Raw genomic sequence first — 21,538 nt, 5'->3', positions numbered from 1 at the left:
AACTAGGTCAAATGCACCTCAAATCGCTCACGCTCAAGGGATTCAAGTCCTTTGCGTCTGCGACGAACCTGAAATTCGAACCGGGCATCTGTGCCGTCGTGGGGCCGAATGGTTCGGGTAAGTCCAACGTGGTTGATGCCCTGGCCTGGGTGATGGGCGAGGGCAGCGCGAAGACCCTGCGTGGCGGTAAGATGCAGGATGTCATCTTCGCCGGCGCCGGCGAGCGCAAGGCCCTGGGCCGAGCCGAGGTCACGCTGACCATCGACAACGCCGATGGCGCGCTGCCCATCGATTATTCGGAGGTCTCCGTCACCCGGCGCATGTTCCGGGACGGGGCGAGCGAATACGAAATCAACGGCTCCAAGGCGCGCCTTATGGACATCCAGGAGCTGCTCTCGGATTCCGGTATCGGCCGGGAGATGCACATCATCGTGGGCCAGGGAAAGCTCGCGGAAATCCTGGAATCCCGCCCGGAGGACCGCCGCGCCTACATCGAAGAGGCCGCCGGCGTGCTCAAGCACCGCCGCCGCAAGGAGAAGGCGCAGCGCAAGCTCACTGGCATGCAGGCTAACCTGGACCGCCTCCAGGACTTAACGGATGAGCTGGGCAAGCAGCTCAAGCCCTTGGCGCGGCAGGCCGAAGCCGCCAAGCGCGCTGCTACCGTGCAGGCGGATCTGCGGGATGCGCGCCTGCGCCTGGCCGGTGACCGCGTGGTGCGGTTGCGCGCCACGTTCGATGATGCCGAGCGCCGCGCCGAGCTCCTGGCTGAGCAGGTGGAAGAGGTAACTGCCCAGCTGGAGGAGGCCACCGCCCAGCAGCTCGAGGTGGAGGCTGAGCTAGGGGAGGTCACGCCGCGCGCGGAGGCCGCCCAAAAGCTGTGGTTCGACTTGTCCACCTTGTCGGAGCGTATTTCCGCGACCCAGCGCATCGCCGCGGAGCGCGCCAGCAACGTCGGCGCGCAGGTGGCGTATGCCGGGCAGGATCCGGATGAGTTGGAGGCGCGGGCCCGGCATGCCGACGACGAGCATGCGGAACTTCTTGCCGCCGCCGAGGAAGCCGCGGAGCGCCTCGAATCGATTCGGGAGGAAGTGGCCGAGCGCCGGGAAACCTTTGAGGCTGCCGACAAGGAACACATGGCGCAGCTGCGCGCTATCGCGGACCGTCGCGAGGGCGTGGTCCGTCTTATCGCTGCGGAGGAGAACCTTTCCGGCCAGGTCTCGTCCGCGGAGGCCGAGCTTGCGCGCCAGGAGGAAACCCTGGCGGGCACCAAGTCCCGCACGCGTGCGGCGCAGGCGGAGGCGGATGAGGTCGCTGACAAGCTGGCCGCGCTCGCTGCTGAGCGTGAGCCGCTGGAAGAGGCTCACGTGCGCGCCGCCAGCGAATCGGATGCGGCGGACAAGCGTCTGGACCAGCTGCGGGATGCCCAGCGGGAGCGCGAGCGCGCGGTGTACACGCTCCGCGCGCGCATCGATACCCTGGGCCAGACCGCCCCGGAGGCGCTCGACTTGGGCGAGGGCTTCGCGCCGCTGGCCAACTTCATTTCCACCAGCTACGACTCGGCTGTGGCTGCGGCCTTGGGCGCATTCGCGGAGGCCCAAGCCGGTGAGGTCACCAGTGACATCGTCGCCTCCCTCAGCGAGGCCAGCCGCACCCCGCTCATTGACATCGCCGCTGGGGCCGATGGGTCACCGGAGGACCCCGAGTCCCCGGCGGCGTGGCGCTTGGACGCCGACCTGCCTGCGGGAGCAGCCTGGTTGCTCGACCACATGGTGTTGGTTCCCGAGGTCTCCGCGGCGGTTACGCGCCTGCTGTCCGACGTCGTCCTGGTGGAGGATTTCGCCGCCGCCCGGGAGCTCGTTGCCGGGGATCCGCGCCTGCGCGCTGTGACGCCGGCGGGACTGTTGGTGGGCGAGGGCTGGGTCGAAGCCGGCACCGGGGCCGCCTCCACCGTCGAGGTGAGCGGCCAGATCGCGCAGGCAGAGCAGCAGCTGGAGTCCGCGACGCAGGAGCTGGAGGAGCTGTCCGGCACCGTGGAGGGCGCGAAGATCGCCGCCGACGATGCACGCGTGGGCGCGGCAGGTGCCAAGGCCGCGCTGCGCGAACACGACCACGAGGTGGACGCGTGGAAGCGCGACCACCAGCGCCTGCTCAAGCAATACGAGGCCAACAAGGCCGAACATGAGAAGGCCGCGGCCCGCGCGACCGACATCGAGGTCCAGCTAGCACGGCTGCGGGAGGAGCTTTCAGAAGCCCGCGACCGTCTTTCCCGGGTGGACGCGGATGAGCAGGCCGACGAGCCTTCGTCCGTCGAGCGCGACGAGGCCTCCCGCGCCCTCGAGCAGGTCAAGGCCATGGAAGTCGAGGCCCAGCTGGCAGCGCGCAGCGCCCAGGACAAAGTGGGACAGGCCGCCGGCCGGGGCGACGCGTTGCGCCGGCAGGCACAGCACGAGCGCCAGGCCAAGGCCCGCCATGACCAGGCGATGGCGCGGCGCCAAGCGCAGGCCCGCCTGGCAGGAGCCGTGGATAAGCACGCCCAAGACCTCGCCGCCCGCACCGCGCATGCGCTCGACCGCGCGGCGGAGGAGCGCGATGAGCTGGTGACGCAGCGCGGGGTGCTGCAGTCCCGCGCGCAGTCCGCCAAGCAGGCGGTCTCCGCCACCCGCCAGCAACTCGATCGTTTGACTGATTCCGCCCACAGCTCCGAGATCGCGCGGAGCCAGGCCCAGGTGCGCGTGGATGAGGCGGAGGCCAAGATCATCGAACAGCTCGGCGTGGCCATCGCGGATCTGCTGCGTGACTACACCCCGGGTGAGGACTTCGACCGCTCGGCGGAGACCGCCCGGCTCAAGCAGGCGGAGAAGGATCTCAATTCCTTGGGCAAGGTCAACCCGCTGGCGCTGGAGGAGTACAAAGCCCTGGAGGAGCGCTACTCCTTCCTGTCTACCCAGTTGGATGACGTCATCCAGGCGCGGACGGATCTCACGGGGGTTATTGAGGACGTCGACGCTCAAATCCTGCAGCTGTTTACGGATGCCTGGCACGACGTGGAGCAGGAGTTTCCCAAGGTCTTCCAGACCCTGTTTCCGGGCGGCGAGGGCCGCCTGGTCCTTACTGAGCCCGATGACATGCTGGCTACCGGCATCGAGGTGGAGGCCCGCCCGCCGGGCAAGAAGGTCAAGCGCCTGTCCTTGCTCTCGGGTGGTGAGAAGTCCCTGACCGCCCTGGCGATGCTGGTGGCTATCTTCCGCGCGCGACCCTCACCGTTCTACGTTATGGATGAGGTTGAGGCCGCGCTTGACGACGTCAACCTGCGCCGTCTCATCGCCCTCTTCGAGGAGCTGCGGAAGGATTCGCAGCTCATCGTCATCACGCACCAGAAACCGACGATGGATGTGGCCAACGTGCTCTACGGCGTGACCATGCGCGGCGATGGTGTGACGCGCGTGATCTCCCAGCGCATGAGCCGCGCGGGCGAGGCCCCCGGTACTGCCCAGGCGGCTGCGGACGCCACGCGGTTGGGCGTCGACGCCCCGCGCTAGCGGGTACTCGTTTCGGACTTGGCCGGGCCCGCTCGCGCGGGTGCGTGACGGCTCGTGGTGCCGGGCGGGGACAAGCCTGGCACTATGGAGGGTATGACTACTACTTACCTGTGGATTGCGATTGCAGTCATCGTCCTGATCCTGCTGGCGATCGTGCTCGTTGTGCTGGGCAAGAGGCGCGGCGAGGCGAAGAAGGTGTCCTTTGACAAGCCCGTCGAGGAACCAAAGGAGCTCACCCAGCAGCAGAAGTCCGGCAACTACCAGGCGAAGTCCGGTTTTAACTTTGCCCCCGCTGGCGGTAGCGCCGAGAAGCAGCCGGCTAAGGCTCAGCCCACCCAGGCGGCTCAGGCGCAGCCGGACAAGAACGGGGATAAGCGCGATGCCACTGAGCTCGCCAACGCGCAGTTGAACGGCACTCAGAAGACTGAGAAGAACGAAAAGCCAGCGAAGCCGGAAAAGCCCGCGCAGTCGGAAAAGCCGGAGCCTGCCGAGCCGGTGAAGGCTCCAGAGAAGGCTAAGGAGGCAGAGGCTCCTCAGGAGGCTCAGAAGACCAAGAACGATGAAGGTTCTGAGTCGGCCGCCGGTGCCGTGGCTGCAGGCGCTGCGTCCGCTGCTGCGGCCGGTGCCGCCGTGCCGGGGGCTGTCGCCGCCGACATGGAGGAGCGCGAAGAGGACGTGCGGGACGCAGAGGTAGCCGACGCTCCGAAGGAGGTCGAGGCTGAACCTGCCACTGAGCCTGCCACCGAAACCACCGAGGCCACTGAGGCCACTGAGGCTATCGAGCCGGCGGTGAGCGAGAGCGCCGTCGAGCCAGAAAACAGCTCTGCTGACGATCAGGCGGAAACTGGCGCAGACGCCGGCGTTGAGGAAGACGTCGTTGCCGAGGAAGACGCTGCTGCCGAGGAAGCTGCTGCGGCGGCGGGGGAGCAGACGGCGTCGGCAAGCGCGGCACTCGAAGCAGAGCCGGAAGAGCTGGAGGTCTCCGACGACGCTGAGGTCGTTGAGGCCCCGGCCCAGCCGCAGGATGACATCGCCCCCGCCTCCGGGCGCTTGGGCAAGCTGCGCGGACGCCTGTCGCGCTCCCAGAACGCCATCGGCCAGGGCCTTATGGGCATCCTGTCCGCCGGCGACCTGGATGATGACGCCTGGGAGGACATCGAGGACACCCTCATCATGGCGGATCTGGGCACCAAGTCCACGATGAAAGTCACCGACTCGCTGCGCGAAAAGATTGCGGAGCGCGGTGTGAGCTCCGAGGAGGAAGCCCGCGCCATGCTGCGTGAGGCCCTCATCGAGGTCGGCCACCCAGAGATGGACCGCTCCATCAAGGCCATGCCGAATGACGGCAAGCCGGCCGTCATCATGGTCGTCGGCGTGAACGGCACCGGCAAGACCACCACCACCGGCAAGCTGGCCCGCGTGCTTGTCTCCATGGGCCACAACGTGCTGCTGGGTGCTGCGGATACCTTCCGTGCTGCCGCCGCCGACCAGTTGGAGACCTGGGGTCGCCGCGTGGGTGCGTCCACCGTGCGCGGTAAGGAAGGCGCCGATCCGGCTTCCGTGGCCTTCGATGCCGTGGCGGCGGGCGTGGACCAGGGTGTGGACGTCGTGCTCGTTGATACCGCCGGCCGCCTGCACACCTCGGTGGACCTCATGGACCAGCTGGGCAAGGTTAAGCGCGTGGTGGAAAAGAAGACTGAGGTCGATGAGGTCCTGCTGGTCCTCGACGCGACCGTGGGGCAGAACGGCCTCACCCAGGCGCGTATTTTCCGCGACGTCGTGGACATCACCGGCGTGGTGCTCACCAAGCTGGACGGTACCGCCAAGGGCGGAATCGTCTTCCAGGTCCAGGAAGAGCTGGGCGTGCCGGTCAAGCTTGTGGGCTTGGGTGAGGGCGCTGACGACCTGGCGCCGTTTGAGGTTGAGGGCTTCGTGGACGCCCTGCTGGGGGAGAAGTAAAAGAGTTACATTCTGCTCCTGCGCGGCGCGTGTCTTCCTGCTGGAGGGCCGCGCCGCGCGGTGGTTTTAAACCGCTAATAATGTGCTTCGCCGGAGGTCACAATGGTAGTCTGGGACAGTCCTGTCTAGGTGATGCTGACTTTCTCAGCTCTAAACAACGGTTCGTGAGGCTACTCTTTCGTGACACTCTTGTATGTCGTCCTCCTCGCAGCTGTCGCAGTGGCGCTAGCACCGGTGACCGTCAAGGTTGCCGACCGCGCAGCCGGCTACCCGCTAGCCGGCATTTTTATTGTCGCCGCAGCACTGCTGGCTAAGGAATTTCCTGCACTGGCCCGCGGCGAAGAACTTACCTACTCCGTGACCTGGGTCCGCGATGTTATCGCGCCCGGCGTCGACGTCAACCTCGCCTTCCGCGGCGATGCGCTGGGTATCTTCTTCGCCATGCTGGCCCTCGTTATCGGCGCCGTGGTCTTCATCTACTCCGCGGCCTATCTCCCCAAAGGAAAGGGCAACGTCAGTTTCTATGTGCTGATGACGGCGTTTACGCTGTCCATCTTGCTGCTGGTGCTGGCGAATGACATTGTCGTGCTCTTCCTGGCCTGGGAGCTGGTGTCCCTGGCGTCGTTCATGCTCATCGCGCGCAGCGGTAAGGCCGGTGAGGCCGGCTCCCAGCGCACGCTGATCCTGACCTTCATCGGTGGCCTCACGCTGCTGGCCGGCTTGGCCATCGCCGCCACGGCGGCGGGCACCACCAGCCTGGAGGGCATCCTGGCCTCGGGCGTCTGGTCCGAGCGCCCAGGGCTGACCACCGGAGTGGCCATGCTGATTGCGGCCTCTGCGTTTACTAAGGCGGCGCAGTTCCCGTTCCACTTCTGGTTGCCTGAGGCCATGGCGGCCGCCACCCCGGTCTCCGCCTTCCTGCACGCGGCAGCCGTGGTGAAGGCCGGCGTGTACCTGCTCATTCGCTTCTCCACCATCTTCCACGACGTCGCCGCCTGGAACTGGCTGCTTATCGTCGTCGGCATTGGCACTGCTCTCATGTCGGCGGTATTTGCCGTGCAGAAGACGGACCTGAAGAAGCTCACGGCCTACTCCACGGTGTCCCACCTGGGGTGGATCGTGGCCACCATCGGCGTGGGCACCCCGTTCGCCATCTCCGCGGCGCTGGTGCACACCCTGGCACACGCGCTGTTTAAGTCCTCCATCTTCATGCTCATCGGCGTCATCGACCACGAGGCAGGCTCGCGCGATATCCGCCGCCTGGGCGTGCTGTGGAACAAGATGCCGTGGACGTTCGGCTCCATGCTCATCGGCGCGGCGTCGATGGCCGCGGTGCCGCCGCTGTTCGGCTTCGTGTCGAAGGAAGGGATGCTCACCGCCTTCGAGGAGGCCCCGCTGGGCTCTGCTGGGCAGATCGTTCTCTTGGCCGTTGCCGGCATCGGTGCATTCTTTACCTTCACCTACTCGGCCAAGATCATCTTCGGCGCCTTCTTCGACGGCCCGCGCGATATGTCGAAGGCCCACGAGGCGCCGGTGCGCCTGTGGCTGCCGGCTGCCTTGCCGGGCGCGATGTCGGTGCCGCTGGTCTTCTTCATGGGCGTGCTCGACAGCCCGCTGGATGATGTCGTCGCAGCGGTTGGCATGGAGGGCCATACCCACCTGGCGCTGTGGCACGGCGTGACGGTCCCGCTGATTATCTCCGTGCTCGTGCTGGTCGCCGGCGTGGTGGGCGTGCTGTTCCGCAAGCCGTTCTGGACCGCGATGGAGGAGCGCCAGCTGCTGCCGCGCACCGGCAACGACCTGCTCAAGGCTGTGCAGGACTACTCCACCAAGTTCGGCCGCTTTGTCGGACGGATGTCGGATACGCACAACCCGTCGCTGCTCATCCTGCCGATCATCGTGCTCATCATCCTGCTGGCCGGTGCCACCGTGCTGTCCGACGGCGTCGACGGTGTCGCCCTCAACCCGCGCATGGAGGGCCTGGACAATCCGTGGGACCTGCTTCCGCTGGGCATTATCGCGCTGTCCATGTTCGGCCTGGTGCGCACCCAGAACCGCCTGACCGGTGCGGTCATGATCGGCACCGCCGGTACCGGCGTGACCCTGCAGATGTTCCTGTTGGGTGCGCCCGACGTGGCCCTGACCCAGTTCACCGTGGAGGCCCTGTCCGTCATCGTCATGATGATGGTGCTGCGCTACCTGCCGGAGAAGTTCCACCCGGTCCAGGACAAGCGCCGTAAGGTCGGCTCCATCGTGGTCGCTGTCCTTGCCGGACTGGCCGCCTTCCTAGGCGTGTGGGCCCTGATGGGCCGCCACGAGCGCTCCGATTTGGCCCTGTGGTACCTCAATAACGCCCCGGACATTACCGGTGGCGACAACGTGGTGGCCACCATCATCGTGGAGTTCCGTGCGCTCGATACGCTCGGTGAGCTCTCCGTGCTGGGCATGGCGGCCGTGGTTATCGCCGCGGTCACCTCGACGCTGCCGCGCTTCCCGTTCACCTCGGGCACCCGCCCGGCGCCGTTTGGCCAGTCGCAGCTCAACTCGGTGCCGCTGCGCAAGGGCATCTCTATTGCCATCCCGATTCTGGTCATCATGTCCGTCATCGTCTTCTACCGCGGCCACCAAGCCTCGGGTGGCGGCTTCCCCGCGGCGCTGATTATGGGCGCGGCCATCGGCCTGACCTACCTCTCGCGCGGTACCGACGAGATCGTCTTCGGCCGCATGACGCCGATTCACCTCACCGGTGTTGGCATCATCGTCGCGCTGACGGCGGGCTTCATCGGCTACATTCCGACGTCGCACAGCTCCGGCGGCTTCCTCACCGCCATCCACGGCCACGCGTTGGGCCAGCACTGGACCACGTCGCTCATCTTCGACCTCGGCATTTACCTGGCCGTGCTGGGCATGCTCACCATGGCTATCAACGCCCTGGGCGGCTACTTGCGCCCGGGCACGGAGCGCGACTTCCTGCCGTGGGTCCACGACGACGATTCGGCGTTGCCGAACACGCCACGCGTGGTGCTTGACGACGTCGACGATCCTTACCCCGAATCCATCAACCCGTCCTCCGACCCGGAGGCTCTGCTCAGCGATTCCGAGGCACGCAACCGCGCCGCCTCTCCGCACTATACTCCGGCGGAAGGGGAGAAGAACTCATGATTCTCGCACTGACTATTGCCCTGCTCATCGGTAGCGCTGTCTACCTCATCCAGCAGCGCGGCCTGGTCCACATTGTGTTGGGCATGATGGCCTTCGGCCACGGCGCCAACCTCATGCTGTTGGCCACCGGCGTGTACTCCTACCGCGGCGAGTCCTTCCCGTCGCAGGTCCCGGCGGACCAGATGGCGGACCCGCTGCCGCAGGCCTTCGTGCTGACCGCCGTGGTGATCTCCATGGCCACCTCCACGATTCTGCTGACCATGGCCGCCATGGGTGCCAACGACGACACGGACGTGGTGGAGCCGGTGGACGATAACACTATTGACCACGCGTTCTCCACGCTGGGCCGCGATACGCAGAACCGCGACATCCTGGAGCGCTCCGCCAACAAGATGGACCGCTTGAAGGAACTTGACCACGAGGGGGAGAAGTAAATGTATGACACCGTAAGTGCCCTCCTTCCGCTTTTCCCGGCAGTTCCGCTGGTGTCCGCGGCCCTGGCGCTGCTGGCGCCGTGGCACCGCGTGCGTGACGCCATTATGCTCATCGTGCCGGGCGCGGGTATCTTCGCCGCGTTCGCGCTGCTGCTCTACACCATGGACAACGGCGTGGTCGCCCACACCGTGGGCATGTACGTGGGCAACGCCGGCATCGCCTTTGCCGCCGATACGTTCTCCGCGCTCATGCTCATCACCACGATGATTGTGGCCTTCGGCGCCAACTGGTTCGCCATCGTGGGTGGCGAAACCAAGTCCCGCTACTACCCGTCGCTCACGCTCATCCTCGTGACCGGCGTGTGTGGTGCGCTGCTGACCGCAGACCTCTTTAACTTCTTCGTGTTCATTGAGGTCATGCTGCTGCCGTCCTACGGACTTATCACCATGTCCGGTACGTGGTCCCGCCTGGCCGCCGGCCGCGCCTTCGTGCTGGTGAACCTGTTCGCCTCCACGCTGCTCGTGGTCGGCGTGGGCTACATCTATTCGGTGACCGGCGTGGTCAACCTCGCCGCGCTGGAAGGCGCTGCGGCCGGCAACGGTCCGGTGACGGTGGCCTCCGCCATCATTGTTATCGCCATCTCCGCTAAAGCCGGCGTGTTCCCGGTGCAGTCGTGGCTGCCGCGCACCTACCCGGGCACCTCCGCGGCGGTGATGGGCCTGTTCTCCGGCCTGCACACCAAGGTGGCCGTCTACATGCTCTACCGCCTGTGGGTCCACCTTTTCGGCATGGATGAGCGCTGGGGCACCCTCATCATCGTGGTCATGATCATCTCCATGCTGGTGGGCTCCTTCGGCGGCTTGGCGGAGAACTCCCTGCGCCGCGTGCTGGGCTACCAGATGCTCAACGGTATGCCCTTCATGCTGGTGATGATGGCCTTCACCACGCACGATGCGCAGCGCGCGCTGGGCGCGGGCATCCTGTACATGATTCACCACATGATCACGATGGGCTCGCTCATCCTGGCCTCAGGTGCTATCGAGGAGACCTACGGCACGGGCCGCCTCAACAAGCTCTCGGGCTTGGCGCGGCGCGATCCCATCATCGCGTGGATCTTTGCCGCCGGCGCTTTCTCCATCGTCGGTTTCCCGCCGTTCTCCGGCATGTGGGGCAAGGTCCTCATTGTGGCCGAGGTCGCCCGCACCGGCGGGGGATGGGCTTGGGCCGTCATCGCGGTGATTATCATCGCGTCCTTCGCTGCCTTCCTCGCCATGCTGCGCGTGTGGCGCCGCGTCTTCTGGGGCAAGGACCTGCCGAAGGAGAAGGTGCCCAAGGAGCTGGTCATCCGCAAGAAGCTCATGGCCCCGTCCGCTGCGCTTATCTTGGGCTCTCTGACCATGTTCATTCTGTCCGGGCCGATCATCGACGTCATCCAGCACGCCTCCGCTGACCTCCTCGACACCGAGGGCTACACCCAGGCAGTGCTTGGCGACGACCCCGTAGCCCTGCCCGATATCGACTCCATTCAGGAGGGCCGTTAAATGAAGACTGCGCTTAACGCTGTTGTCTACGCGCTGTGGCTCATCAAGGAAATCTTCGTGGCCGGCTTCACGCTGGCGCTGGAATCCTTCAAGCCGCGCAACAACTACCACCCCGTCGTCCTGCGCTACCCGCTGCGCGTGAGCAGCGCCTGGGAGATCTTCTGGTTTACCTCCTCCATCACCGCCACCCCGGGCACCTTGTCCATGGGCCTGCGCGAGCCGGTGCGAGAAGGTCTGCCGCGCATTGTGCTGGTCCAGGCGGTCATGGGCGATGACCCGGCCAGCATCATGGCGGACCTGGCGGACATGGAAGAGCGCCTTGCCCCGCACGTGAAGGGCACCGACTATGGCGTGCCGGGCCAGGGCCCCACCACTGAGCTGGCAGAAACGTTCTACGAGTACCCGCTGGATACCGTGGGCCGTCACATGCGCGCGCCGGACATCGCGAAGGTGGATGACACCCCGCTGGCGGCGAACGACGTGGAGAAGTACTCCGTGTGGCCGCTGCGCCACGCGGTACCGAGTAAGAAGACCCAAGCCCGAAAGGACGCTAAGAAATGATTGACTTTTCCTCCCTGAGCGCCTTCCAGTGGGTGGTCTTTGTCTGCGTGTTCATTATGGGCGCGGCGGTGTGCGCGTCGCTGGTGCTAGCGCTGCGGTCTCGCGATGAGCTGACCCGCACGGTGATGAGTGACATGGTCTTCTACGGCATGCTGTGCATGTACATCACCTGGGCCACCACCAATCACGCGTCGATTCTGTATGACATCGTGATGCTGGCGGGCATTGCCGCGGGCGTGCTGCCGACGCTGTCGATGGCTCGCATCATCTCGAAGGGCAGGAGGTAAGCCCCCATGACTATTGCTGAAATCGTTGCCACCGTGCTCCTCATTGTCGCCACCGTCATGGTGGTGGCCACGGCAGTCGCGTTGTGGCGCGCGCCGGATGCCCTGACCCGAGTCAACTTGCTCGGCCCCACCGTCGGTATTGCCGTGCCGCTTCTTCTGGTGGCCAAGCTGGTGGTGGATTTTTCCGAAAACGGCTTCTCGCTGTGGTCGCTGGTTCGCGCACTGATCGCCTGCTTTGGCGTGTGGATCATTGGCTCGGTGGGCTCGTTCTACATGGGCCGCTCTATCTATGGCGTGACGGTGACGGACGTGAAGTACGCCAAGCGCATGCGGAAGCAGGCCCAGACTATTGAGGCCGACGAGGACGAGGTCTAGTCACTAGCGTCGCCGCCTACCCCGCGGCGCTAGGATTAATCCTGCACCCACCGTCCAGCCGCGCGCCGACGTCGCTGGAGCTAAGGAGTAGAACATGAAACTCATCACTGCCATTGTGAAGCCGTTTACGCTGCCGGACATCCGCGAGTCTCTGGAACAGCACAACGTCCACGGCCTGACCGTCACCGAGACGCAGGGCTTTGGCCAGCAGCGCGGGCACAGTGAGGTCTACCGCGGCGCGGAATACGCCACCGACTTCGTGCCGAAGGTCAAGCTGGAAATCGTCACCTCCGACGAACAGGTCGATGACATCGTTAACGCTGTGGTGGATGCCGCCTACACCGGAAAGATCGGCGACGGCAAGATCTGGATCACGCCGGTCGAGGACGTTATTCGCGTGCGCACTGGCGAGCGTGGCGACGCCGCGCTGTAGCCCCATCCCGTGACTTCCGCGGCACAGCTGCGCGCCCGCGCCATCGACGCGGCGACGCGGCTCACCCAGACGCTGAGCGTCCCGCCGGGCTGCGCCCTGGTGGCCACGGGGTCCTTTGCGCGGCGCGACATGACGCCGTACTCCGACCTCGACCTGATTCTCCTGCACCCGGACGGGACGGAACTTACACCCGAGGTGGCAGCGAAGGTGTGGTACCCCATTTGGGAGGCCAAGTACCACCTCGACCACGCGGTACGCACCCCCAGCGAGTTCGCGGCAATCGCCGGCTCCGACCCCGCTGCTGGCTTCGCGCAGCTTGACCTCGCCTTTGTGGCGGGGGATAAGCAGCTGGTCGACTCGACCCGGGCGCAGGTCTACGCCACGTGGCGGCGCCTGCTGCAGCGCAACTTCGACGCCTTCGTCGATACGGCCATCGCTCGCTGGCGGCGCTCCGGCACGCTGGCCACGATGACGCACCCGGACATCAAGAACGGGCGCGGCGGTTTGCGCGACATTCAGTTCCTCCGGGCCCTGGCCCTGGGCAATCTGGCCGACGCCCCAGCTCTGGACGCGGAGCGCACCCTGCTTCTCGACGTCCGCACGCTCCTCCACACCACCACCCGCCGCCCGCGCGATGTCCTCGACCCAGAGTTCGCCGCCGACATCGCCCGCGAGCTGGGGTTTGCGGACCGCTACGAACTCTCCTCCGCCGTCGTTGCCGCCGCCACGACCGTTGACCGCGCGCTGGAGAGGGCGCTGGCGACGGCCCGTGGGGTCGTCGTCAAGCGCAGCCCCACCAAGGACCGCAAGCCGCTCGACATCGGCGTGGTCGATGCCGGGGGAGAGATCCGCCTGGCGCGCACCGCAGACCTTTCCGAGCCGTGGCTGCTCCTGCGCGTGGCCGCCGCCTCCGCGCGCTCCGGCCGGACGGTGCCGGTGGAGGTATGGGAGCAGCTGCGTGCGCTGCCGGAGCTGCCGGAGCGCTGGACCGCGGCAGCAATCGACGCCTTCTTCGGACTTTTGTCCTCGCCCGTGCACACCCCGCGGCTGATCCAGGCCATGGATGCGCACGGCCTGTGGGAGCGGCTCGTGCCCGAGTGGGGCCACATCCGGGGGCTGCTGCCGCGCGAGCGCAGCCACGCGCACACCGTGGACTACCACTCCATCCTCACTGTGGCGCGCTGCGCGGAGGCACGCACGTCGGTGCCGCGTCCGGACCTGCTGCTGTTGGTGGCGCTCTACCATGACATCGGCAAGGGCCAGGACCGCCCGCACTGCCTGGTCGGGGCAGAGATGGTGGCTCGCGCCGCGGCCCGGCTGCGCCTCGACTTAGCGGACCGCTCCCGCGTGCAGACCGTGGTAGCGGAGCACACCACGCTGGCGCGCATCGTCTCCCGCATGGACCCCCAGTCGGATGCGGCGCGCGACGAACTTCTCGAGGCCGTTCGCTACGACTATCTCACCCTCGCACTGCTCGTCGTCCTCGCCCGCGCCGACGCGGAATCCACCGGGCCGGGCGTGTGGAACCGCCGCCTCGAGCGCGGCATTGAGGAGGTCAGTCAACGCGCCCTTGCCCAGCTGCAGGAGCTGAGCCCCACGCGCCCGCACGTGACCGTCGACCGCCCCATCGGGCTGCGCCACAACCCGGAGGATGACACCTTTACGGTGCTGTGGCGCGGCAGCAGCCAGCAGGAGGCGGCGCGTCCGCTCGCGCTTATCGCGGCGTTCGGCTGGAATATCATCTCCTCCCGCCTCGTGCGCACCGCGGAGGGCTACAGCGCGGAGTTTGATGTGCGCGCTTTGCATGCGCTTATCGACGCCACAACGGTAGAAGAACAGCTGGTCCAGTCCTACAAGTCCGAAACGTACACGCAGCTGCCGCCGTTCGTGCCGGGGCCAGCCACGGCGATGTGGACCGGCAACATCTTCGAGGTGCGCATTGACGACTACCCGGGAACCTTGGCCCACGTGCTCGCCACGCTGCCGGACTGCGAGTGGCTGTCAACCACCACGCCGGGCGCGACAATGGTGCTGCATGCCTTGCCGGCGGCAGAGATTTCCCGCGCGGCGCTGGTGCGGAATGTGACCCAGGCACTGGTCAACGGCTAAGCTGGGGGAGTTAAAAAATATCCACGATAGTTTAAGGGAGCACTCCGACGTGTTTGAGTCTTTGTCTGACCGCTTGCAATCAGCCCTGTCAGGCCTGCGCGGCAAGGGCAAGCTGACCGAGGCAGACATCAACGCCACCGCGCGTGAGATTCGCCTGGCGCTGCTCGAAGCAGACGTGTCGCTCAACGTCGTGCGCGGCTTTATCAAGCGCATCAAGGAGCGCGCCACCGGCGCCGAGGTGTCCGAGGCCCTGAACCCCGCCCAGCAGGTGGTCAAGATTGTCAACGAGGAGCTCATTGAGGTCCTCGGTGGCGAAACCCGCCGCCTGAACCTGGCCAAGAACCCGCCGACGGTCATCATGCTCGCCGGCCTCCAGGGTGCGGGTAAGACCACCCTGGCCGGCAAGCTGTCCAAGCACCTTGCCTCCAAGGGACACACCCCAATGCTGGTGGCCTGTGACCTGCAGCGCCCGGGTGCGGTGCAGCAGCTGCAGATCGTCGGCGAGCGCGCCGGCGTGGAGGTCTTCGCGCCGGACCCGGGCACCTCCCTGGACTCCCACGAGCACGAGATGGGCACCTCTCACGGCGACCCGGTAGGGGTGGCCCAGCAGGGTATCGAGGAAGCCAAGCGCACCCAGCACGACATCGTCATTATCGATACCGCCGGCCGCCTCGGCATCGACGAGACGCTCATGACCCAGGCCCGCAACATCCGCGATGCCGTCAGCCCCGACGAAGTCCTCTTCGTCATCGACTCGATGATCGGCCAGGACGCCGTCCAGACCGCCGAGGCCTTCCGCGACGGCGTCGACTTCACTGGCGTGGTGCTCACCAAGCTGGACGGCGACGCCCGCGGTGGTGCCGCACTGTCCATCCGCGAGGTCACCGGCAAGCCCATCATGTACGCCTCCACCGGTGAGAAGCTCGAGGACTTCGACGTCTTCCACCCGGAGCGCATGGCCTCGCGCATCCTGGGCATGGGTGACCTGCTCTCCCTGATTGAGCAGGCGGAGTCCAAGCTGGACCAGTCCAAGGCGGAGGAAGCCGCCAAGAAGATGGGCACCGGCGAGATGACGCTCAATGACTTCTTGGACATGATGCTCATGGTCCGCAACCTGGGACCGATGGGCAACCTGCTCAAGATGATGCCGGGTGGCTCCAAGATGAACGAGATCGCCGACATGGTGGATGAGAAGCAGCTGGACCGCATCCAGGCCATCATCCGCGGTATGACCCCGCAGGAGCGCGAGGATCCGAAGATTCTCAATGCCTCCCGCCGCAAGCGTATTGCCAACGGTTCTGGCGTGTCAGTCTCCGACGTCAACCAGCTCATCGAGCGCTTCAACGAGGCAAAGAAGATGATGTCTCAGATGGCCGGCCGCTTCGGTATGCCGGGCATGGGCGGCGGCCGCAAGGCCACGAAGAAGAAGCCGAAGGGCCGCAAGGGCAAGAATGGCAAGCGCAAGCCGCCGAAGCGCCGCGGCGGTGGCGGCGGTATGCCGGGTATGCCGGGCATGGGCGGCGGTATGCCGTCGATGGAAGAGCTGCAGAAGATGCAGGAGCAGATGGGCGGTATGCCGGGCATGGGCGATATCAAGATGCCGAAGGGCATGGAGAACATCGACCTGAACAACTTGGACTTCAGCAAGGGCAAGAAGAAGTAGGCGATTACCCACGCGGGAATATACCCGACTAAAGTTGGATAAAACTGTTCTCGCGTGGAAAGGTCCTCACTGTGAAGGCCAGCCCTGTGGTGCGCCAGATGCGCCACGACATCACAACCAAACCGTTCATCGCCATCTGGGAGGTCACCCGCGCCTGCCAGCTGGTGTGTCAGCACTGCCGGGCCGATGCCCAGCACGACCCCGCACCGGGCCAGCTCACCACCGCCGAAGGCAAGGCGCTGCTGGATTCCCTGGCCAGCTACGACAAGCCACGCCCGCTCGTCGTGCTCACGGGTGGGGACCCGTTTGAGCGCGGCGACCTGGAGGAGCTCACCGCCTACGGCACGTCCTTGGGGCTCAACGTGTCGCTCTCGCCGTCGGTCACGCCCCGTTTGACGCGCGAGCGCCTCGAGGGCTTGCGCGCGGCGGGCGGATCCGCGCTATCGCTGTCTCTCGACGGCGCGAGCGCTGCAACCCACGACTACTTCCGCGGCTTCTCCGGTATCTTCGAGCGCACGATTGAGATGGCCAGCGTGGTCACCGACGTGGGCTTCCGCCTCCAAATCAACTCCACCATCACGAAGAACAACGTCCACGAGGCCCCGCAGCTGTTGGCGCGGGTCATCGAGATGGGTGCCAAGCTCTGGAGCGTGTTCTTCCTCGTGCCCACCGGCCGCGGTACGGGCTTAGAGGCGCTGAACTCACAGGAGCGCGAGGACGCGATGCAGTGGCTGCGCAGCGTGTCCACGCGGATTGCCATTAAGACCACGGAGGGGCCACAATATCGGCGCATCGTCCTCCAGGCCCAGCGGGGAGAGAAGTACGAGGGCGGCGAACTGTACCGCTACCTGACCGCGGAGACCGAGCGCATCCTGGGACCTGACCCGCATACGCGCCGCCCGCGCCCGCCCATGGCCATCAACGCGGGATCCGGCTTCGTCTTCATCGACCACGTGGGGGACGTCTACCCGAACGGCTTCCTGCCGCTGCACTGCGGCAACGTCAAGAATCACCCGCTGCCGGATATCTACGCTAACTCGCCGGTGTTTAAGAAGCTTAGGGACCCCAACGCGTGGAGCGGCAAGTGCTCCGTGTGCGAGTTTGCCTCGGTGTGTGGTGGCTCGCGGTCCACGGCTTTTGCCATGACGGGCGACCCACTCGCGTCAGACCCTACCTGCGCCTACGTGCCCGAAGCCCTGCGCTAGCGGCGGCTACTAGATGGCCTTGCCCGCGGGGAAGGCAGGGTAGGGGACCGGTTTGGCGGGAGTCGGCGCCGCCGGGGTGGACGGTGCCGGGCCCGCCTTCGTCGTGGAGGTGGACGTGGCGGTTTCCGGTGCCTCCTGCTGCTGCGGGACACCCTCGATGAAGGGGGTAATGGCCTCGCGGATGAGCGGGATGGCGGAATCGCCGAAAGCCTTGGTGAAATGGTGCATATCGCGGTAGACCATGATGTTGCCGATCACCGCCGGGCAGTCGCCCTCCGCGTTGCAGAACCACGTTGAGGTGTCCACGGACACCATGTTTTGATAGTTCGACAGCACCTGCGCGCCCGGGTCGTACGGCGCGTAGACCTCCTCGAAGCGCATGCCGCAGCCCAGGGAATCCTCCGTGGCCACGTAGCACTCGTCGAACTGCAGGCCCTGGCCCTTGTCGTCGAAGCCCCACGGGTTGTCGCGGAAGCCCAGGAACGGGATGTCATTGGCGGCCAGCTCGTCCCAGAAGGCCTGGTAGCCGGCGGGCACGGCGTCGGGGCCGTGGCCGTAGGGCCTGCCCGGGCGGGTCGAGTTCGACACCACCAACGCCGGGTCCGCCTCCTCGATGCGGTCGACGACATGCTTGCCCCACTCGGCGCACTCGGGGGTCACGGTGAGGTCATCGCCCAACTCGATGGGGCAGCCCACGCGCGTGAGCGGGACGAGCTTGAAGCCCATCTCGCGGCCCAGGTAGTCCAGCGCGGACGAGTACTGCTCGGCGTGGGAGCCACCCACCAGGTACACCTCGACGTCCGAATTGACGTCACCGAACACGCACGGGGTTTTGCCGTCTCTTTGCACTTCCTCGAAATAGTCTGCGGGCTCCTGCTCGGGGATGAAGCACCAGTTCTCCGCCGCCGTGGTCATGATGCCGCGGGCAAGGATTGGGTCCGGCTTTACCTGGACATCGCCGGGCGGCTCGATGTCATCGACAAAGGACATGGCGCCGGGGTAGAGGGCCGGATCGAGCATCTCGGCGTCGGCGTTCTCGACGCTGCGCAGCCACAGCGGTTGGATGCACAGGAGTGCGACGGTGCCGATGGCAACCACCACGCCGCCGACGGCGCGCAGCCCGCCGGTGCGGGTGCGCATGTCGGTGAGGCCGCGGCGGACCGGGAGATCGTCGGCAAGCGGGCGCTTGCGGTGCTGACGCAGCGGCTTCTCGACGAAACGGTGAGTCACATCCGCCAACCCCAGCGACACCGCCACGATGATGATGCCGAGCCACCACGGAGGCGTATCCAAGCCCAGAGCGGACGTGGAGATAATCAGCAGCGGCCAGTGCCAGAGGTACAGCGGGTAGGCAATGTCACCCAACCAGCGCGAGGGCCGTGCTGTTAGCACGCGGGAGAAGGAACCACCGGAGCCAATGATGATGAGCACCGCGCCGCCGATCGGCAGCAGCGACAGCGGGCCCGGGAAGGCCAGCGTGTTGGAGATGACCAAGCCGGTGCACGCCAGGGCTGCCAGGCCCGTGGCGGTCGCCAGATTCGACAGCCGCTGTGGCATACGCAGGTGCTTGCTGTAGATGACCAGCACAGCACCCAGCGTTAGCTCCCACGCGCGCGAGAACGTGGAGTAGTAGTTGTGCGGGCTGCCGTACAGGCCGTCCCGGCAGGCGTAGGCAAACGACGCAATGGTGACCACCAAAAGCACCGGGCCGGCGATGGAATTGACGGTGGGGAAGCGCGAGCCGGTCAGGCCCGACTCCTTCGGTCGCAGGCGCATCAACGCTGCCAAACCGATGGCAAAGAGGATGCCTGCCAGGTAGAACTGGCCCTGAACCGCCATGGACCACATGTGCTGTAGCGGGGAGGTGGATGCCGCGGCGGCCACGTAGTCAGCATCTTGGCGCGCGAGCTCCCAGTTCTGGTAGTAGAAGATCGTTGCGGTGATCTGCTTAGCCAAGTCACCGCTCATGCGCTCCGGGGCGAAAAGGCGCACCAGGATATAGCTGGCGCCGATGACGAGCACAAGCGACGGCACGAGCCGCCTCAGCGTGCGCCAGATGGGCCACCACGGGTTCAGCGAGGCGTTGGGGCGCGCAGCGTACCGCAGCTGGGAACCCAGGAAGAAGTAGCCGGACAGGAGCAGGAAGACATCCACACCGCCAGAAACACGGCCGACAAACACGTGGTAGAGCACCACGAGGGCGATTGCGATGCCGCGGAGACCATCGAGGTCATAGCGGTAGCGGAAGCGGGAAGGGGCGTTATCAGTCATAAATTAGGTGTGGGTGGCAGTAGAATAACCGCGTTACAGGGTACCCCCTTCGCGGGGAGCGACCTAATACGGCAGCACGGGGGCAATTTCCCATTTGCCATCCCTCCGGCTAAAGTTAGACAGGTTGTCCGCGTCTTCCCACCTGGAGGATTCGGAGAGCAACCTACAACTTCATCTCTGCGTAACGCCGGTACCGCCCACGGACGGCCGGCACGTCACGCGCAGGATAAATCCAAGGGTTGAACCGGCGCGCCACAGGTAAGAGGCGCGCGTCCGCACTGCCCGGTGACTAGAAAAGGAGCCAATCATGGCCGTCAAGATCAAGCTGCAGCGTATGGGCAAGGTCCGCAACGCTGAGTACCGCGTCATCATCGCCGATGCACGCACCCGCCGCTCCGGCAAGGCTATCGAGAACATCGGTATTTACCAGCCGAAGCAGGAGCCGTCCCTCATTCAGATCGATTCCGAGCGCGTTCAGTACTGGCTGGGCGTCGGCGCGCAGCCGACCGAGCCGGTTCTCGCACTGCTCAAGGTGACCGGTGACTGGCAGAAGTTCAAGGGCCTGCCGGGTGCAGAGGGCACCCTGAAGGTTGCCGAGGAGAAGCCGTCCAAGCTGGACCTCTTCAACGCTGCTCTGGCTGAGGCCAACAACGGCCCGACCATCGAGGCCATCACCGAGAAGAAGCGCAAGGCTAAGGAAGAGGCTGAGGCTAAGGCCGCCGCCGAGAAGGCTGCTGAGGAAGCAGCTGCCGCCGAGGCCGCTAAGGCTGAGGAAGAGTCTGCTGACGCGGAGTCCTCCGAGTCCGCAGAGGCTTCCGAGGAGTCCGCAGAGTAAATTCTGCGCACACTCAAAACCCCTTGACCAGGAAGGTCAAGGGGTTTCGTGCATTCTATAAGGCCCTAACGCTAGGCCGCGGGGTAGTTACGGCACGGGTCCGAGGGATCGACAAAGTCCAACCCGCGCACCGACGCTGCGATTACCACCTTGGCCAGCCTGTCCTTCGCCTCGCGCGGAAGGGGTGCCAAGTTACCCGCGGTGCACAGGACCGTGAAGCCGTGAACGGAGGACCAGCACGCAAGGCAGTTCGCCATCATGAATTCCGGCTTCGGATCTTGGCCGATCTCCCGCGCGTAGCGCGCCATGTACGCGTAGAAGGTCGCTAGGGCCTGGATGCGCCGGTCCGAATCGCTGCCTACCGTTGCAGCATCCAACCCGGCTGGGACGTCGAAGCCGTGTGAGGTGATCAGGCACTCAAAGAAGTTGGGCTCTTTCAGCCCGAACTCGAAGTACGCGAAGCCCGCCGCCATCATCTTGTCCACGACGGTGCCCTCAGTGGATTCTGCCGCCTCGTACAGTCGCGAAATGAGTTCGTTGGAGGAGACTTCCGCTACTGCGTCGAGAAGCGCGGCTTGGTCCGCAAAGTGACGGTAGGCCGCTGTGGGGGAGACTCCCACCGCGCGGGTGGCCGCCCGAATGGTCACCGCTTGCGGGCCGTGCTGGCGACCCAACGCGATGGCTTCCTTGAGGATCTCCTCGTGCAAATTTCCATGGTGATACGGCTTCGAACTACTCACAATTCGATAATATTACCTGTCGCTCAATCCCCGCTGTGTGTTTGCGTCGTCAACATGGTCAGCAGCATAATCGCAGGTTGATCCGTGCTTGTCACGCCGTGCGGAACCCGTGCCGGAAGGTGCACAATCCGCCCCGGTTCCAGCCGCTCCACCCGCTCACCGCACGTGAATTCTACTGCGCCGCGCAGCACTTGCACCGTGATGGGATGCGCGGCCATGTGGTCCGGCAGGTCTTGGCCGGGTAAAAAGTTGAACACGATGAGATTGGTGCCGTCGGCACTGAGCACGCGGCGCACTGCCGGGCGCGGGCGAGACGGGTCGGCCGGTGGGGCCTCGGCCACCAGATCCACTGCGGACAGCGAACCGCCGTGGTGGGCGGCGGCGCCGAACGTGGAGACGTCGTTAAGCGGAAGCTCATTCATA

The 21,538-nt window shown here is 65.6% G+C and carries 16 protein-coding genes; 13 read left to right on the top strand and 3 right to left on the bottom strand.

Annotation, left to right across the window (positions count from 1 at the left end; genetic code table 11):
• The first annotated feature begins 11 nt into the window (after positions 1–11).
• From smc to ACLI1P_RS08365, 12 genes are all read left to right on the top strand, one after another.
• Positions 12–3,539: a chromosome segregation protein SMC gene (smc, locus tag ACLI1P_RS08420; protein WP_411708546.1), complete on the top strand. Its 3,528-nt coding sequence runs from the start codon at positions 12–14 to the stop codon at positions 3,537–3,539.
• Between the two features lie 93 nt (positions 3,540–3,632).
• Complete coding sequence (gene ftsY, locus ACLI1P_RS08415; protein ID WP_411708545.1) at positions 3,633–5,498, top strand: signal recognition particle-docking protein FtsY; 1,866 nt, start codon at positions 3,633–3,635, stop codon at positions 5,496–5,498.
• A 180-nt stretch (positions 5,499–5,678) separates the two neighbouring features.
• Positions 5,679–8,660, top strand: a complete 2,982-nt coding sequence (locus ACLI1P_RS08410) for a DUF4040 family protein (RefSeq protein ID WP_411708544.1) — start codon at positions 5,679–5,681, stop codon at positions 8,658–8,660.
• Positions 8,657–9,094, top strand: coding sequence for a sodium:proton antiporter (locus ACLI1P_RS08405; RefSeq protein ID WP_296131384.1), 438 nt, complete (start codon positions 8,657–8,659; stop codon positions 9,092–9,094). Before ACLI1P_RS08410 ends, ACLI1P_RS08405 begins: the two co-directional genes overlap by 4 nt.
• Complete coding sequence (locus ACLI1P_RS08400) at positions 9,095–10,636, top strand: monovalent cation/H+ antiporter subunit D family protein (RefSeq protein WP_411708543.1); 1,542 nt, start codon at positions 9,095–9,097, stop codon at positions 10,634–10,636.
• Positions 10,637–11,197, top strand: coding sequence for a monovalent cation/H+ antiporter subunit E (locus tag ACLI1P_RS08395; protein WP_408930671.1), 561 nt, complete (start codon positions 10,637–10,639; stop codon positions 11,195–11,197).
• Positions 11,194–11,484: a cation:proton antiporter gene (locus tag ACLI1P_RS08390; RefSeq protein WP_296131395.1), complete on the top strand. Its 291-nt coding sequence runs from the start codon at positions 11,194–11,196 to the stop codon at positions 11,482–11,484. Before ACLI1P_RS08395 ends, ACLI1P_RS08390 begins: the two co-directional genes overlap by 4 nt.
• A 6-nt stretch (positions 11,485–11,490) precedes the next feature.
• Positions 11,491–11,859, top strand: coding sequence for a Na+/H+ antiporter subunit G (locus ACLI1P_RS08385; protein ID WP_306506747.1), 369 nt, complete (start codon positions 11,491–11,493; stop codon positions 11,857–11,859).
• Positions 11,860–11,953: 94 nt separating this feature from the next.
• A complete protein-coding gene (locus ACLI1P_RS08380) occupies positions 11,954–12,292 on the top strand; it encodes a P-II family nitrogen regulator (RefSeq protein ID WP_306506748.1) in 339 nt (112 codons plus the stop codon).
• 9 nt (positions 12,293–12,301) lie between these two features.
• Entirely contained in the window at positions 12,302–14,401 is a 2,100-nt protein-coding gene (locus ACLI1P_RS08375) for a [protein-PII] uridylyltransferase (RefSeq protein ID WP_408930670.1), read from the top strand.
• 49 nt (positions 14,402–14,450) lie between these two features.
• A complete protein-coding gene (ffh, locus tag ACLI1P_RS08370) occupies positions 14,451–16,064 on the top strand; it encodes a signal recognition particle protein (RefSeq protein ID WP_408930669.1) in 1,614 nt (537 codons plus the stop codon).
• A 98-nt stretch (positions 16,065–16,162) separates the two neighbouring features.
• On the top strand, positions 16,163–17,269 hold the full coding sequence (locus ACLI1P_RS08365; protein ID WP_411709710.1) for a TIGR04053 family radical SAM/SPASM domain-containing protein: 1,107 nt from the start codon (positions 16,163–16,165) through the stop codon (positions 17,267–17,269).
• A gap of 9 nt (positions 17,270–17,278) precedes the next feature.
• Here ACLI1P_RS08365 and ACLI1P_RS08360 read toward each other — a convergent pair whose 3' ends face one another.
• A complete protein-coding gene (locus ACLI1P_RS08360) occupies positions 17,279–19,540 on the bottom strand; it encodes an acyltransferase family protein (RefSeq protein ID WP_411708542.1) in 2,262 nt (753 codons plus the stop codon).
• Between the two features lie 307 nt (positions 19,541–19,847).
• Here ACLI1P_RS08360 and rpsP point away from each other — a divergent pair, with 307 nt between their 5' ends.
• Positions 19,848–20,375, top strand: a complete 528-nt coding sequence (rpsP, locus tag ACLI1P_RS08355) for a 30S ribosomal protein S16 (RefSeq protein ID WP_296131416.1) — start codon at positions 19,848–19,850, stop codon at positions 20,373–20,375.
• Between the two features lie 71 nt (positions 20,376–20,446).
• Here rpsP and ACLI1P_RS08350 read toward each other — a convergent pair whose 3' ends face one another.
• Positions 20,447–21,115, bottom strand: a complete 669-nt coding sequence (locus tag ACLI1P_RS08350) for a TetR/AcrR family transcriptional regulator (RefSeq protein ID WP_296131419.1) — start codon at positions 21,113–21,115, stop codon at positions 20,447–20,449.
• A 23-nt stretch (positions 21,116–21,138) separates the two neighbouring features.
• Positions 21,139–21,537, bottom strand: coding sequence for a cupin domain-containing protein (locus ACLI1P_RS08345; RefSeq protein ID WP_408930667.1), 399 nt, complete (start codon positions 21,535–21,537; stop codon positions 21,139–21,141).
• Position 21,538 lies beyond the last annotated feature (1 nt).

It is taken from the genome of Corynebacterium tardum (assembly GCF_046717785.1).
Lineage (GTDB): Bacteria > Actinomycetota > Actinomycetes > Mycobacteriales > Mycobacteriaceae > Corynebacterium.
The sequence above is the reverse complement of the archived record's forward strand: the minus strand, read 5'-3'. Positions and strand labels throughout refer to the sequence as shown.